A 14,818-nucleotide genomic window follows, 5' to 3' on the forward strand; every position below is an offset into this window, starting at 1 on the left:
TAGATCTCCAAATCTGTGCGGCAATCCGCACAGATCGAATTGCGATACGCGCGAAATCATGCACAATGTCATGATGCTGCAGCGGCCAACCATGGAACGATTTTCGACGCCAGAGCAGCTAGGCCGGCGCTCTCGCCGTGTCTGGTTGGTCTTTACGGCTTTCTGCGCGATCCTCATCGCAGCCGCGCTCTATGGCGCCGGCGTTTACGGCCGCATGACCGCAATCGAGGCATTGCAGGTCCAGGGTCGCACCGACGCGAACCTGAAGGTCGCACTGCTGAGAGCCGTCCTCGAACGGCCCCGCGCCTTGCCGCTTCTCCTCGCGGACGACCAGCAGGTGCGCGACGCACTTGCGGCGGCCAAAGGCGATGCCGTTACCACGCTCGACCGCAAGCTCGAAAGCCTCGTCTCCGGTACCAAGGCCTCGGTGCTCTACGTCACCGGCAAGGACGGTGTCGCGATCGCATCCAGCAACTGGCGCGAACCACTGAGCTTCGTCGGCAATGATTATTCCTTCCGTGATTATTTCCGGCGGGCGATGGAGGCGGGAACGGCGGAGCATTTCGCGCTCGGCAATGTCAGCAACCGCCCCGGGCTTTACATTTCCCGCCGCGTCGGCGACGCGGAGAACGCGCTGGGTGTCGTGGTGGTCAAGATGGAATTTGACCAGCTCGAAGCCGATTGGCGGGAAGCCGGCCGTCCGGCCTATGTCACCGACGAGCATGGGGTCGTGCTGATCACCAGCGTTCCCTCCTGGCGCTTCATGACGGCATCACCGCTGCCTGCTGAAAACCTCGCCGCCATCCGCAAGAGCCTGCAATTCGGCGATGCGTCGCTGACACCTCTGCCGATCGCCCGCCCCGAAGCGATCGGTCCGGATGTCTCGATCGTGCGCGCGGTCCTACCGGGAAGCAGCGCTGCGGAATATCTGCGGCTGAGAACAGCAATCCCCTCGACGCCCTGGCAGTTGGACTATCTCGTCCCGACGGATCAGGCAATTTCTTCCACGGTCCGTGAAACGCGCTTCCTCGTCCTGACTGTGCTGGTGCCGATCCTGGCGATCGCCGCCTTCCTGCTAAGGCGCCGCCACGTATCCGTGATGCAGATCGCCATCAGCAGGGTCGCTCGCGAGGAGCTGGAACGGCGCGTATTGGAGCGCACCGAAGATCTCAGCCGCGCCCGGGATCGGCTCGAAGCGGAAATTGCCGATCACCGCACGACGGAGGCGAAGCTGCAGGTCGTGCAGCAGGATCTGGTACAGGCCAATCGCCTAGCAATCCTCGGCCAGGTCGCCGCCGGCGTCGCCCATGAGATCAACCAGCCGGTCGCGACCATTCGCGCCTATGCCGACAATGCCCATATCTTCCTGGAGCGACAGCAGATCGCGCCGGTAAAGGAAAATCTTACTTCCATAGCCGCCCTGACCGAACGGATCGGCACGATTACCGAAGAGTTGAAGGCATTTGCCCGCAAGGGACGAACCGCGCCGGAACCGGTGGAACTGAGGAGCGTCATCGAAGGCGCCGTGATCCTGCTCAGAAGCCGCTTTGCCGGCCGGCTCGATGCGCTGGCGATCGATCCTCCGCCCGCCGGATTGGCGGTCATCGGCACACGCGTTCGGCTCGAGCAGGTGCTGATCAATCTCTTCCAAAACGCGCTCGAAGCGCTGGAAGGGCGCGAACAGCCGAAAGTCGAGGTTTCGGTGCAGGAAACGACCGACGGCATTGCTGTCATCGTCTCTGACAACGGCCCCGGTATTCCGCCGGCGATCCTCCATTCGCTGTTCACGCCTTTCAACACATCGAAGGAAAAGGGCTTCGGCCTCGGTCTTGTTATCTCCAAGGACATCGTCGCCGACTATGGCGGCCGCATCGAGGTTGAAAGCGGCAAGAACGGCACCCGTTTCACCATTCATTTGCGCAGGGCAATTTCATGAGCGACGTTTCCGCGGTCTTTCTAATCGACGACGACAGGGACCTGCTGAAAGCGACGAAGCAGACGCTAGAACTCGCCGGCTTTTCCGTTTCCGCCTTCTCCACCGCGGCCGATGCACTCGGCGCGCTGGAGGCCGGTTTTGCAGGCGTCATCGTCTCCGATATCCGCATGCCGCAGATGGATGGACAGCAGCTATTCAGTCGCGTCAAAGAGCAGGATGCGGACCTGCCGGTCATCCTGGTCACCGGCCATGGCGATATCCCAATGGCGGTCAAGGCGATCCAGGACGGCGCCTATGACTTCATCACGAAACCCTTCGCCACCGACCGGTTGGTACAAAGCGTGCGGCGGGCGGCGGAAAAGCGCCGGCTCGTTCTGGAAAACCGCGCGCTCCGCATTGCGGCCGAACAGGCACAGGGCGATCTGCCGTTGATTGGCCAGACCCCTGCGATGGAGCGGCTGCGTCATACGCTGCGGCAGATCGCGGATACGGATGTCGATGTGCTGGTGACCGGCGAGACCGGCAGCGGCAAGGAGGTAGTCGCAAGCCTCTTGCATCGCTGGAGCCGGCGCGCCAAGGGCAATTTCGTGGCGCTCAATTGCGGCGCGCTGCCGGAGACCGTCATCGAAAGCGAGCTTTTCGGCCACGAGCCCGGCGCCTTTACCGGCGCGCAGAAGAAGCGCATCGGCCGCATCGAGCATTCAAGCGCCGGCACGCTGTTTCTCGATGAGATTGAAAGCATGCCGCCGGCAATACAGGTACAGATGCTGCGTGTGCTGGAAATGCGGGAAGTGACCCCGCTCGGCACCAACGAGGTGCGTCCTGTCGACCTCCGCGTGGTGGCGGCCGCGAAGGTCGATCTCGGCGACCCGCGCCAACGCGGCGACTTCCGTGAGGATCTCTATTACCGCCTCAACGTCGTCACCATATCCATCCCGCCGCTGCGCGACCGGCGCGATGATATCCCCCTGCTCTTCGGCTATTTCGCGGATCGCGCCGCCAGCCGCTTCAAGCGCGAAGTGCCCGCCATGTCCGCCGCTGTCCGTCATCGTCTGCAGAACCACGATTGGCCGGGCAATGTTCGCGAGCTTTCGCATTTCGCGGAGCGTTTCGTTCTAGGTCTGGAATCGGCGGCGGAGCCGAAGGCAAGCGAAATCGTCTCCGCAGATAACACATTGCCCCTGCCCGCCCGCATCGAGCGCTATGAGGCCGAGCTGATCCGCGAGACCCTCGCTCAAAACGGCGGCGATGTCCGCCGTACGATCGAGGCCCTCGGCATCCCGCGGAAGACTTTCTACGACAAGCTCCAGCGCCATGGCATTGTTCGGGGAGATTTTGCAGGCTTCGATGGTGACGACCGACGACCACGCGTGGGTGATTAGAGCATGTCTTCGGCCCTGCGACAAAACCGCCATGCCGGGGCGCCGATCGAAGCGATCAGGAACTGATCTTCTACCCAAACGTTACCGACCCTATGGCCAACAGATATGAGAGTTGTGCCGTGGTCGATGATCAGCATCTCGCTCAGAAAGACAACCAGACCGAACCTCGGATTGAACGTGTCCATCCCGGCAACGATCACCAGACTGACCGGGTGGAGAAAAAGCGTCCGTCATTCGTCCGCAGGCATCCCCTTTGGATCCTGCTTGGCCTGATTGTTGTCGCTGCCCTTGCCGCCGCCACGTGGTTCGCCTGGCAGATCTATTTCCAGCCTTATGAATCGACCGACGACGCCTTCATCGACGCTCGCAGCTTCTCGCTTGCCATGAAGGTTTCCGGCTATGTCACCGATGTTCCCGTGACCGACAATCAGCATGTTCAGGCTGGCGATGTCATCCTGAAGATCGATCCGCGCGATTACCAGATCACCCTCGACCAAGCCAACGGACAGGTGAATGTTGCGGCCGCCGCGCTCCAAAGCGCCGGTGCCCAGATCGACGCTGCAGGCGCCGCGATCGATGTCGCAAAGGCCCAGCAGAACTCGACAGCGGCCGCGCTGCAATATGCACAGCAGGAGGCCGCACGCCAGCAGCAACTGGTCAAAAGCGGTTCCGGCAGCGTGCAGGCGGTGCAGCAGGCGACCTCCAACCTGCAGCAGAGCCAGGCGAGCCTTGCACAGGCCGAGGCAAACGTAACCTCGGCGCAGAAGAACAAGGCGGTTGCCGAAGCCCAGAGGGCGAGTTCTGCCGCGAGTTTGAGCCAGGCGCGGGCTCAGGCCGAAGAGGCGCAGCAGAACCTCAAATATACGACGATCGTCGCGGCCCAACGCGGCTGTGTCGTCCGCCTCACTGGTGCCAAAGGGCAATACATCGAAGCCGGACAGGCCATCTCGATGTTCGTTCCCGACGAAATCTGGATCACCGCGAATTTCAAGGAGACGCAGTTGACCGACATGCGGCCGGGGCAGCCGGTGGATGTGACGATCGATGCCTATCCGGATCACAAGCTGCACGGCAAGGTCGCATCGGTTCAGCCCGGCTCCGGCACGGCGTTCTCCCTGCTTCCCGCCGAGAACGCGACCGGCAACTATGTGAAGGTCACACAGCGCGTGCCGGTGAAGATTGTCGTCGACAATTGGCCGGCGGATCTCTCGATCGGCCCTGGCATGTCCGTGGTCCCCACGGTCACCGTCCGGCCGAGGCGCTGACATGAGCGGCGCAAACACAACCGCTGGCGGAGCGACCACCCCCGCCGCGGGCGCCACCAATCCATGGCTGATCGCGGTCGTGGTCTCGCTTGCGACCTTCATGGAAGTCCTGGACACGACGATCGCCAATGTGGCGCTGCGCTATATTTCGGGCGGCCTTGCAGTCAGCGCGGACGAGGCTTCCTGGGTGGTTACGACCTATCTCGTTTCCAACGCAACCATTTTGGTCGCCAGCAGCTTCATCGCCGAACGATATGGCAGACGTCGCTTCTATCTCTCTTGCCTCGCGATCTTCACGATCGCCTCCGTTCTCTGCGGACTGGCGTGGAATCTCCAATCGCTTCTCATCTTCCGCGTCATCCAGGGATTTGCCGGCGGCGGCATGGTGCCGACGTCGCAGGCGATCCTCGCCGATTCATTTCCGCCGGCAAAACGCGGCCAGGCATTTGCGATGTTCGGCGTTGCGGTCGTGGTGGCGCCAGTGATCGGCCCCACGCTCGGCGGCTATCTCTCGGATAATTATTCATGGCACTGGTGTTTCCTGATCAACGGCCCGGTGGGCGTCTTTGCCTTCATCCTCGTCTATTTTCTGGTGGAGCGATCGCAGGAAATGCGCCGAAAACGGCAGGAGCTCCGCAGGCAAGGCATCCGCTTCGATCTTGTCGGCTTCCTGCTTGTGGCAACATTTCTCGGTTCGCTCGAACTCGTTCTCGATCGCGGTCAGACGGAACTTTGGTTCGATTCAAATTTCATCATCGCTATGACGGCGCTTTGTGTGTTGGCCTTTGCACTGGCGATCCCCTGGGTGCTGACGAAATCGAACCCGATCATTGATGGACGGCTGCTTGGAACCCGGCAGTTCGGATCCTGCTTCATCGTCATGATGGCAACCGGCGCGATCCTGATCGCGACGACGCAATTCCTTCCGCAGGTCCTGCAGCAGGATTATGGATACACCGCCACCTGGGCCGGCCTCGCGCTATCGCCGGGCGGTCTCGTCACCATGGTCATGATGTTCGTCGCGGGTCGCCTGACCACGGTGGTCCAGCCGAAATACATGATCGCCACCGGTGCATTGATCATTGCAGGGTCGATGTGGTGGCTGACGCGGCTCAATCCCAACCTCAATTTTGCGTTCTTCGTCTGGTCGCGGCTTTATATCGGATTGGGCCTGCCGTTGATCTTCATCGCGATCACCTCAGCCTCTTATTACGGCCTGCGGCCGGACCAGACCAATCAGGCCTCCGCCATGATCAACGCGGCGCGCAATATCGGCGGCTCGATCGGTGTCTGCATTGCCTTGAACGTTCTGGCACATCGCGAGCAATGGCACCAAAGCCGGCTCGTCGAACACATAGTCCCATCCGCCCCAGCCTACCAGGAGACCCTCCAGACCATGACGCGCTACTTTGCGCAGAAAGGCGCGACCATGGCCGACGCGCAATCGCAGGCGACAGCATGGATCGGACAACAGGTTCAGATGCAATCGAGCTATCTCGCCTATATCGACGTTTTTTACGTGCTGACTCTCATCGCCCTCTCGGCAATCCCACTTGCCCTGATCCTCAGCAATATCGACCTTGGAAAAGGCGGCGGTGGAATGCACTGAAGGCTCAAGGCATCTTGCGTTGAACCGGTTATGAATTACCGAAGGCAGCGGATGTTCGCTTCGGGGCCGAGAATATGGGAGAGAACAGGTAGCTGAGCCTTTTCGAGGTAGTGGCTGTGATGTGGTCGGCATCCTTATAGAGCGGCATGCCGTCTTGTGTCGCGTCGCAATGCCCATCGTGGCAGATCGCAGGCAGCGGGTCGACTATAGCCGCGCCGTATTTGGCCGCTAGACCAGCCAGAATAGCGCGCGACAATGCCTGCCGTTTCGCAACGTAACTCCACGGCGGGGCAACCTCCGTCGATGTCTTGGTCATCACAGCCTTGGCGACGGCTTCCGGCATGTACCGGCCCATTTCCGGCACGTCCATGACCAACACAACCTTGGTTCCCTGCTGCGTCAGCTCCGCCACCAGCCTGTCGAGGGATGCCGTGACTGGTGCGGACTTGTCCTCTAATGGCGGCGGCACCGATGGGTCGAAGTAGACGCCCTCATGCGGCAACTCGGCATCATGCACATATTTCGGCCAGTAGGCGATCAGGAATACCAGCGGAATATGCTTCGATCTAACGAGATCACGGACGGCTGCATTGAACTCGCCGCACCGCTTCACATCACCGCGAGCCGGAAGCTGCGCATCCGGCAATGGCGGACATGACGCATGTCCCGCAAACAGACCGGAAACGCCAGCCTGTTTCGCCGCCTCGTCAATCGCCGGAGACATAGCTCCGGAATGCGAATCTCCCCAAACAAGGAAGGAAGGAGAGGCCGATCCGTCAGCGCCGAGCGGACAAAGTTTTCCCGCGCGTATGTCTGATAGAGACGGGCCGGTCGTATCGGAGTCGGCAAAACATGGCGGTGCGCCGTAACGGCTGATGTCATATGTTGCGGCGTAGACCTTCTGTACATCGGCCGGGAGGCGGCTCGGCGCACCATTGTCGCGAATGACGTAGCTACCGAATCCGACCACCGCGACCATGACCACTGCTGCGGCCGCGAATAAGGGCCTTCGACCCAAACGACTGCCACGACCGCGAAAAGGCTGCTCGATGAACCGCCACGAAAATGAGGCGAGAGCGAGCGAGACGACGACGATCAAGCCACTCTGGACCGGGGAAAGCTCGCGGCCAAAGATTTCGCGTGTGAAGACGATGATCGGCCAATGCCAGAGATAGAGGGAATAGGAAACCAGGCCGACGAACACTAGCGGCCTCGCCCGCAGCGCTCGTCCGGCCAATCCATGTTCCGCTCCAGCATAGATCACCAGGGCCGCACCGAGGCAGGGCAGCAAAGCGGCAGGGCCGGGAAATAGAGTATGATCGGTGAAACCGAAGACGGCGATGGCGATCAGGATTACGCCGAGGGCCGCAAGGCTCTCCCGCACCACAGGCCGGGCCGGTCTCGGTATCACATGGAAAGCCAGCAAAGCGCCGATCAGCAATTCCCAGGCGCGGAACTGCAACAGGTAGAATGCCGCCGCAGGCGTGCGGAAGACCGTCCAGGCACTCGCCGCGAACGAGGCGATCAACAGGCCAAGCAGAATGGGCACCGTATAGCGCCGCGCAAATCGGTTGACCGCCAACAGCAGCAGCGGAAACAGGATGTAGAACTGCTCTTCGACTGCCAGCGACCAGGTGTGCAGCAGCGGTTTCAACTGCGCGCCGATGTCGAAATAACCGCTCTCCTTCTCGAACTGAATGTTCGAGGTGAACAATGCGGCGGCCTTTACACTGCGGGCGAAATATTCCAGCTCGACCGGCATCAGAAGCAACCATGCCGCTATGGACGAGGCTGCAAGGACGGCAAAGAGCGCCGGAAAAATTCGCCGTATTCGCCTCTCGTAGAAACGCACGATGCTGAAATCGTCGCGAGCAACCTCACCCGAGATCAGCGAAGCCATCAGGAACCCGGAGATGACGAAGAAAACATCGACGCCGACGAAACCGCCGCTGAACCCCGGAATGCCCGCGTGATACAGCACGACTGGCAGGATCGCCAGCGCGCGAAGCCCGTCGATATCGGCGCGATATTTTAAATGGCCTGGAATAGGCTGGCGCACGAACTCCGGAACAGGAGAATCACGCAGTACTATGAGATTCAATCTTATTCTCCGAAGGCCACGAGGGTTCTGCGTCTGGCGTGGCCAAGCTGTTATCGCGGCGAGCTGACGTTAAACTGAAAACTCACCGCAGCGACTTAGGTTCAGCCCATATTCGTCTTGTTCGGTCGCTTAGCTGAGGTTTGGTGGATTTCAGCGGGTTGTAAGGAAGACCTAATAGCTCTCGATAAGCTGGGGTCGGCGAGGAGTGTGAAGAGCTGATATGACCAACATTACACTCCGCAACGTGGTCAAACGTGTGGCGCTTCTTAACCTCGGCTATTTCTGTGTCGAGTTTGTGGTCGCGCTGTCCATCGGTTCGGTATCGCTCTTTGCCGACAGCGTCGATTTCCTCGAAGACACGTCGGTTAATCTCCTGATCCTGATGGCACTAGGCTGGAGCGCCCGCAATCGCGCCCGCGTTGGCATGGCTCTTGCAGCGATCCTGCTCGTTCCCGGGCTGGCGACCATCTGGACCGCCTGGAAGAAATTCATGATGCCGGTTGCGCCGGAACCGCTGCCCCTATCGCTGGCGGGCCTCGGCGCGCTCGCCATCAATCTTTCCTGCGCCATGATGCTAGCCCGTTTTCGCGCGCATGGCGGCAGCCTAACCCGGGCAGCGTTTTTATCGGCTCGCAACGACACGCTCGCCAATGTCGCCATCATTGCGGCAGGTCTCGTGACCGCATTTCTCTGGAATTCCGCCTGGCCGGACCTGATCGTCGGCATCGCCATCGCCGCCATGAACGCCGATGCGGCGCGTGAGGTATGGACGGCGGCCAGGGGCGAACATAGTGCCGCCGCCTGAGATGCCCTGCTGTCGCCGCTTCGGTGGGATGCTAGGCTTGGACGCCTGACGTGCGGGCCATGCTCGGCTGGGATGCCAATTGCGCGGCCATGTCAGCCGTTCGATCTAGGACCGTCATTGCCTGTGAGATGAGCTCATCAAGCGCATCGGCACTCTCACAAGCCCGCACGATCAACGGCGCACTCAGGCATATCCTCAAGGCACTGGCGGGCATGTCACCGAAATCGGCGCAGCGAACGGGCTGACCGAGACGCACCGGTGTAAGGCCGTTCTGCTCGACGGCAAGGTTCTTGTACACCGCGGCCATCTCCGTCGCCGTCAGGATGCCGTCCTGATGGGGATTGCGCAGATAGAATGAGAAGATCGAAGGTATTTCATCCCAGCGCGGGGCGTGCGAGTCGCCCCACAGGCTCTTCCGGTCTATCGGCCGGCTATCGAGCAGTTCGAAGGCGCTATCGTGCTTCAGCCGCTCTCCGACCGCCTCTGCAAAAGTGTTCAGCACCGAAATCACCTTTTGCTCAGGCATGCCAACGAAGCGCTCCAGTTCCAACAGCGCCGCCTTCCATCGCAGCAAGAGGCCGAAATTGGCGTGATCTGGCAACGCGTCCCGGGCCACCCAGCCTTCCGGCCAATCCGCTTTCGCGCAATAATCGGCAAAAGCCGGAGACAAAGGCCGCTGTTTCAAGCGATCCGACATCCGAGGCGGACACAGCAGCGCCCCGCTGAAAATCGGACCGGCCAGGAATTTGGAGCCGGTGACGGCCACAAGGAAATCATGGGCCAGATAGGCACGGATCGTTGCCCCGGAGACGCGAAACTGGCAGGCATCGATCATGATATCGAGCATAGCGCCGAAGCGCGCTTTCAGGCGAAAGACCGTTTCGAGGCCTGGCGCCAGCAGGCTGGTCTTGGAAACATCCGTGACGACCAAAAGGCATCTGAGTTCTGCCGCGCGGGCAAGCTCGATCAACCCCCTCAATTCCAATTCTATCTCTTCTTCGCTCCGCAACGTGCCATCCGGATTGCGCACCGCGACCGTCGTATTTCGCGTGGCATGTCCCGGGCTTAGTTCCTCACCCTTGGCGACGGGCCTATTGCTGCTGACGCGGCTCATGAAGTGACGCCCGGCTGCGGCAGTCATCACCCCGCTCCCGGTCTCGTTGCCCATCAGCGTGATGGTCATCAAGGTCCGATCGTCCTGGCGCGCCAGCAGCTCCGCAGCGAAAAGATGGATATCGGTGCCTGACGTCGCCATGACGGCATCCACCCGCGAAGGCCCTGAGCCTTGATCGAGGCCAAGCAGATGCAGCAGTTTCGTCCGCATCCGCGCGATATCCCGCGCGTAGATGTCGGTCGCAGCCCGCGTTTCCATCTCCCGCAAAAGATCAGCATAATAAGCGCCGACCGCCGCGAAAGCCGGTGCGGAAATGGTCGATGCCGTCGAGGAGCCGAAGGCCAGATCCTGCGGCCGGGGCGATGGCCCGTAACCATACATGTTGAGACCGGTTGCAGCGTCGCACTCCAATCTCTCGTCCCCACCGGAAATCAGGCAGGTGAGAAGCGCATCCTTGTCCTTGCCGGACGGCTTTAACGGCGCGCCTGCGGTCTCAGCCATTTTGCCGTTCGGGGCAAGGCCGGGGGCGTAGTCGTCAAAGGTCTTCAGCATGCGGAAACATTCCTCTCACAGTCCTGAGATCGAAACGCGTCAAGCGCCGCGATCTGCACGAGGCCCGCAGGATGATTTCGGGCACGGAACATTAGGACAAATAAGATGGAGCGAAGCTGACTTGCCGATGGGACGCAGATGGCGGCACCAACGATTGCTCGATATTTTCCGCACGAATGGGTCATCCGGCAAGCGCAGGCGCGGCCCCTCTACGGCGAAAAGCTCATTGAGCCTCATGACAACATCGAGAATCGATCAACTCTCCCTGCTGTTGCCGAAGCTCCAAACGAAAAAGCCTGCCGCGGGAGGAGGTGCGGCAGGCTTTCGAAAAGAACCGAACAGTAGCTGGGAGGAGGAGTGCTACTGTTCCCGCAGACGACCTTGGGAGGAGGATAAGGGCGCCTACATCACGAAGGGATGCGGGAGGAGGTGCATCGCTTCGATAACCAAGATCATATCGCAGATTTGCTCAGTTCATAGGCATTTCTTTGCAGGGCAGGCATGCGTTATGCGAAAAGCGGGATGCTCCATTAGCATCGACTTACATTGAAAATGCGGGAAACCGCCGACAGCGTGCGCAAAACAAAAGCGCCCGCTCGGGAGGAAGCAGGCGCTGACGAAAAGTCGAAGTTATGGCGTTTATGAGCCGTTAGCGAGCAACCGCGCCACGAGCGATGTTGCGGATGTCGCCGCGGCCGATACCGAGGTCATCCAGTTCGCGCGTGGACATACGGCCCAGTTCGGCGACCGTTTGACGATACTTCCGCCAGTTGTTGAAAGAGCGTGCTACGTTCATGATGATCCCCTTTCTTCGGGCATTCGAAGCCGAGCTGCCGTCCGTGGCGCTCCCCTTTGCTTCGATGAGAGGTATATAATACGGCACCCTCGGTTATTGCAGCGCCAAGGCTTCACTGCACCCATGCAAGTAGCGCATGGGTCTGAAGGCGGCCCATTCTGTCACTTCAAATTCTCTCTCCGGACCAGGCCAACCGAAACATCTTTAGGGTTGACCTTTGTCAGCCCATTAGCATTCTTGCCGGTGAGCAACCGGCAAGAATTGCAGGCGCGCGTTGCTCAGACAATCAATGGCGCAAAAATAATTCGCTGCACGTGTCGTAATCTCACGCGGCCGTTCGTCATAATCGGGAAAGCGCCAAGCGGTTCACCGTTCCAGGCAATTCGATTGCCCTTCTGAATTCAAACTCAAGGCAGCACCATGACGACCGAAAGCCAGACTTTTGCCGATGTGGAACAGGATATTCCCACCGTGGAAGACCATAGTGCCCGCAACAAACTCGTTATAGCCCTGCTGCTGGTGTCGGCTTTTGTCGTCATTCTCAACGAAACCATCATGGGTGTTGCGCTCCCCCATCTGATGGCGGATCTCGATATCACCGCGAGTGCCGCTCAGTGGTTGACCACGGCCTTCATGCTGACCATGGCCGTCGTCATCCCGATCACCGGATACCTGCTGCAACGGCTCAACACCCGGCCAGTATTCATTCTCGCCATGTCGCTCTTCAGCGCCGGTACGCTGATCTCGGCGCTGGCGCCGGGTTTCGCGGCGCTTGTTCTCGGGCGGATCGTGCAAGCCTCGGGCACGGCGATCATGATGCCACTGCTGATGACGACAGTGATGACCTTGGTGCCGCCGGACTCCCGCGGCAGGACCATGGGTAATATCTCGGTCGTCATTTCCGTGGCGCCGGCCATCGGGCCCACCATTTCCGGCCTCATCCTTTCGGCGCTCGAATGGCGCTGGCTGTTCCTCCTGGTCTTGCCGATCGCGTTGGGCGCATTGACGCTTGGCGCCTTGCGGATGAAGAACGTGACGGTTCCAACCACCGCGCCGATCGATATCTTTTCGATCATCCTCTCAGCCATCGGTTTCGGCGGTTTCGTCTACGGCCTCAGCGGGCTCGGCGACGCAGCACTTCGCGCGCCGGTGGTGTCGCCATGGATTCCGCTCCTGACCGGCGCTGTCGTCATCGCGGTTTTCGTACTGCGTCAGTTGCATTTGCAGAAACAGGATAGAGCGCTGCTCGATCTGCGCACCTTGACCACAAAAACCTTCACGATCGCTGCTGCCATGATGGCCATTCTGATGATGTCGATGTTCGGCGTCTTCATCTTGCTGCCCATCTATCTGCAAAACGTGCTGGGATTGTCGACGCTGCAAACCGGACTGCTGTTGCTGCCCGGCGGGCTGATCATGGGCCTTTGCGCGCCGACCGTCGGGCGCCTGTTCGACAAACATGGTCCTGCGCCGTTGATCATTCCGGGAGCCATCATGCTCAGCATGGTGATGGGCGGACTGGTTTTCATTCAGCAGGATACGCCGTTTTGGATGCTGCTGATCGCCCATATCGTGCTCAGCATCGGTCTTGCGCTGATGTTCACGCCGCTATTCACCGTCAGCCTGGGATCGCTACCGCCAAACCTCTATTCGCATGGCAGCGCCATGCTCGGTGCGACCCAGCAAGTCGCCGGAGCCGCCGGCACCGCGCTGTTTGTCGCGATCATGACGCTCCGGTCCACCAGCCTCTCCGCCAGCGGCGCCAGTATCCTTACGGCAACGACCGGCGGCATTAAGGCGGCATTTCTCTGTGGGGCGATCATCTCGCTGGGAGCGATCGCGGCGGCCTTGTTCATCAGAAAGCCAAAACACGGGCCGGAGGCGGGCCACCACCACTAGAGACATTCAACGCTGCGGAAGCTCGGTCATCTCGATACTGCGATTTGCTGGTGACAGGGCGGTCTTTCTCTGCGAAAAAGACGGTGATGAGAGACAGGGGCGCCCGTCGCGTGATGGGCTGAGAAGCACCCTTTGAACCTGAACCAGATAATGCTGGCGGAGGGAGTCGCTCGGGGTCTCGGCGTGCTCTTGTCGTTGTCCCCTTCGCGTCTCGCCCCGCCCGAAAGGGGCGATATGCAAGATAAAACCACTCCCGGCGCGCTGCTGACGGCCATGCGGACAAACCCTCCACTGGTGCAATGCATCACCAACTTGGTCGCGACGGCGTTTGCCGAAACGGAGGTCGGCGAATTCGCCGCAATCTCCGGTGCGTTGTCTACCGGCTGGATCAGAAAGGCACGCCCATGATCCGAAACGTCCTCTCCATCGCCGGCTCCGACCCCTCCGGCGGCGCCGGCATTCAAGCCGACCTGAAGACATTTTCGGCACGCGGCATCTACGGCATGGCGGCGCTGACCGCGTTGACGGCCCAGAACACGCAAGGCGTTTCCGGCGTTCACCCCGTTCCTCCGCAGTTCGTCGCCGATCAGATCAAGGCGATCTTTGCCGATATACGCGTCGATGCCGTCAAGATCGGCATGATTGCCAATGCGGCAATCGCCGAAGCCGTTGCCGATGCGCTCGCTCCCCATCGAGGCGTGCCGATCGTGCTGGACCCCGTCATGATCGCCAAGGGCGGTGCAGCGCTGCTTGCCGCGGATGCCGTCGACGTCCTGACCAACCAGCTTCTTCCCCTGGCCACGCTGCTGACGCCCAATCTGCCGGAAGCGGCGGCGCTTCTGCACGAACCCGTTGCCGAAAATCGCGAGACGATGGCGCGGCAGGCAGAAAGCTTAGCAAAGCTCGGCCCGCTGGCCGTTCTGGTCAAGGGCGGGCATCTTGCCGGCAATGAAAGCCCTGATGTTCTCGCAAGCCCGGAGGGGCTGACCTGGTTCGAAGCCGGTCGCATGCCAACCAAGAATACGCATGGAACCGGCTGCACGCTGTCCAGCGCCTTGGCGGCGGAGATTGCAAAGGGTTCGACACTGACGGAAGCTGTTGCCACCGCCAAGCATTATCTTGCGGGCGCGGTTGCGGCGGCCCAAACGCTCACCGTCGGCACCGGTCATGGGCCGGTCCAGCACTTCTACGAGCTTTGGCCATAAAGCTGAACGGCGACATATGTCGACTAACAGGCGAACATACGTCCTTTGCCACGCAGTTGACGCAAGTTTTAAGTGCGATATAATTAAAAATCACCACCATTAAAAGAGTGAACACATGATCAAGTTCTTATTGATGATGAGTGTCCTCGCTTTT

General features: G+C 60.4%; 10 protein-coding genes, 1 pseudogene and 1 riboswitch. Of the genes and pseudogenes, 8 read left to right on the forward strand and 3 right to left on the reverse strand.

What is annotated here, in order from left to right; translation table 11 throughout:
- Nucleotides 1–58: 58 nt before the first annotated feature.
- The 4 genes from QA648_RS25960 to QA648_RS25975 all read left to right on the forward strand — a co-directional run bounded on the left by QA648_RS25960 (nt 59) and on the right by QA648_RS25975 (nt 6,192).
- Nucleotides 59–1,936 (forward strand): sensor histidine kinase, encoded by a 1,878-nt coding sequence (locus QA648_RS25960; protein ID WP_283051508.1) that lies wholly within the window; start codon nt 59–61, stop codon nt 1,934–1,936.
- Nucleotides 1,933–3,318: a sigma-54 dependent transcriptional regulator gene (locus QA648_RS25965; RefSeq protein ID WP_283051510.1), complete on the forward strand. Its 1,386-nt coding sequence runs from the start codon at nt 1,933–1,935 to the stop codon at nt 3,316–3,318. The genes QA648_RS25960 and QA648_RS25965 overlap by 4 nt, the downstream gene beginning before the upstream one ends.
- A gap of 212 nt (nt 3,319–3,530) precedes the next feature.
- A complete protein-coding gene (locus tag QA648_RS25970; protein ID WP_283054272.1) occupies nt 3,531–4,583 on the forward strand; it encodes an HlyD family secretion protein in 1,053 nt (350 codons plus the stop codon).
- Nucleotide 4,584: 1 nt separating this feature from the next.
- Nucleotides 4,585–6,192 carry a DHA2 family efflux MFS transporter permease subunit gene (locus tag QA648_RS25975; protein WP_283051512.1) on the forward strand — a complete coding sequence of 536 codons (1,608 nt, stop codon included), beginning with the start codon at nt 4,585–4,587 and terminating at the stop codon, nt 6,190–6,192.
- A gap of 28 nt (nt 6,193–6,220) precedes the next feature.
- Here the strand turns inward: QA648_RS25975 and QA648_RS25980 are convergent, their stop codons facing one another.
- Nucleotides 6,221–8,293, reverse strand: a complete 2,073-nt coding sequence (locus tag QA648_RS25980) for an acyltransferase family protein (RefSeq protein WP_283051513.1) — start codon at nt 8,291–8,293, stop codon at nt 6,221–6,223.
- Nucleotides 8,294–8,513: 220 nt separating this feature from the next.
- On the opposite strand from QA648_RS25980, the gene QA648_RS25985 reads away from it, so the two are divergent.
- Nucleotides 8,514–9,098 carry a cation transporter gene (locus QA648_RS25985; RefSeq protein WP_283051515.1) on the forward strand — a complete coding sequence of 195 codons (585 nt, stop codon included), beginning with the start codon at nt 8,514–8,516 and terminating at the stop codon, nt 9,096–9,098.
- 31 nt (nt 9,099–9,129) lie between these two features.
- On the opposite strand, the gene QA648_RS25990 is transcribed toward QA648_RS25985, so the two are convergent.
- Together QA648_RS25990 and QA648_RS25995 are read right to left on the reverse strand one after the other, a co-directional pair.
- A complete protein-coding gene (locus tag QA648_RS25990; RefSeq protein ID WP_283051516.1) occupies nt 9,130–10,764 on the reverse strand; it encodes a hypothetical protein in 1,635 nt (544 codons plus the stop codon).
- 649 nt (nt 10,765–11,413) lie between these two features.
- Complete coding sequence (locus QA648_RS25995) at nt 11,414–11,560, reverse strand: DUF1127 domain-containing protein (RefSeq protein ID WP_104826498.1); 147 nt, start codon at nt 11,558–11,560, stop codon at nt 11,414–11,416.
- Nucleotides 11,561–11,980: 420 nt separating this feature from the next.
- Between QA648_RS25995 and QA648_RS26000 the strand changes: the two genes are divergently transcribed.
- The 3 genes and pseudogenes from QA648_RS26000 (at nt 11,981) to thiD (ending at nt 14,664) form a co-directional block, all read left to right on the forward strand.
- Nucleotides 11,981–13,459, forward strand: coding sequence for a DHA2 family efflux MFS transporter permease subunit (locus QA648_RS26000; RefSeq protein WP_283051519.1), 1,479 nt, complete (start codon nt 11,981–11,983; stop codon nt 13,457–13,459).
- Between the two features lie 85 nt (nt 13,460–13,544).
- Nucleotides 13,545–13,641, forward strand: a riboswitch (TPP riboswitch).
- A 52-nt stretch (nt 13,642–13,693) separates the two neighbouring features.
- A pseudogene (locus QA648_RS26005) lies at nt 13,694–13,777 on the forward strand (hydroxyethylthiazole kinase); the annotation flags it as partial.
- Nucleotides 13,778–13,863: 86 nt separating this feature from the next.
- Complete coding sequence (gene thiD / locus QA648_RS26010) at nt 13,864–14,664, forward strand: bifunctional hydroxymethylpyrimidine kinase/phosphomethylpyrimidine kinase (protein WP_104826496.1); 801 nt, start codon at nt 13,864–13,866, stop codon at nt 14,662–14,664.
- The last annotated feature ends 154 nt before the right edge of the window (nt 14,665–14,818 follow it).

The organism is Rhizobium sp. CB3171, from assembly GCF_029714265.1.
Classification (GTDB): domain Bacteria; phylum Pseudomonadota; class Alphaproteobacteria; order Rhizobiales; family Rhizobiaceae; genus Rhizobium.

Coding starts and splice junctions, on each gene's coding strand:
- QA648_RS25995 (WP_104826498.1), bottom strand. CDS start 11,560: ATGAACGTAGCACGCTCTTTCAACAACTGGCGGAAGTATCGTCAAACG.
- QA648_RS25985 (WP_283051515.1), top strand. CDS start 8,514: ATGACCAACATTACACTCCGCAACGTGGTCAAACGTGTGGCGCTTCTT.
- QA648_RS25965 (WP_283051510.1), top strand. CDS start 1,933: ATGAGCGACGTTTCCGCGGTCTTTCTAATCGACGACGACAGGGACCTG.
- QA648_RS26000 (WP_283051519.1), top strand. CDS start 11,981: ATGACGACCGAAAGCCAGACTTTTGCCGATGTGGAACAGGATATTCCC.
- QA648_RS25960 (WP_283051508.1), top strand. CDS start 59: ATGCACAATGTCATGATGCTGCAGCGGCCAACCATGGAACGATTTTCG.
- QA648_RS25975 (WP_283051512.1), top strand. CDS start 4,585: ATGAGCGGCGCAAACACAACCGCTGGCGGAGCGACCACCCCCGCCGCG.
- QA648_RS25990 (WP_283051516.1), bottom strand. CDS start 10,764: ATGCTGAAGACCTTTGACGACTACGCCCCCGGCCTTGCCCCGAACGGC.
- thiD (WP_104826496.1), top strand. CDS start 13,864: ATGATCCGAAACGTCCTCTCCATCGCCGGCTCCGACCCCTCCGGCGGC.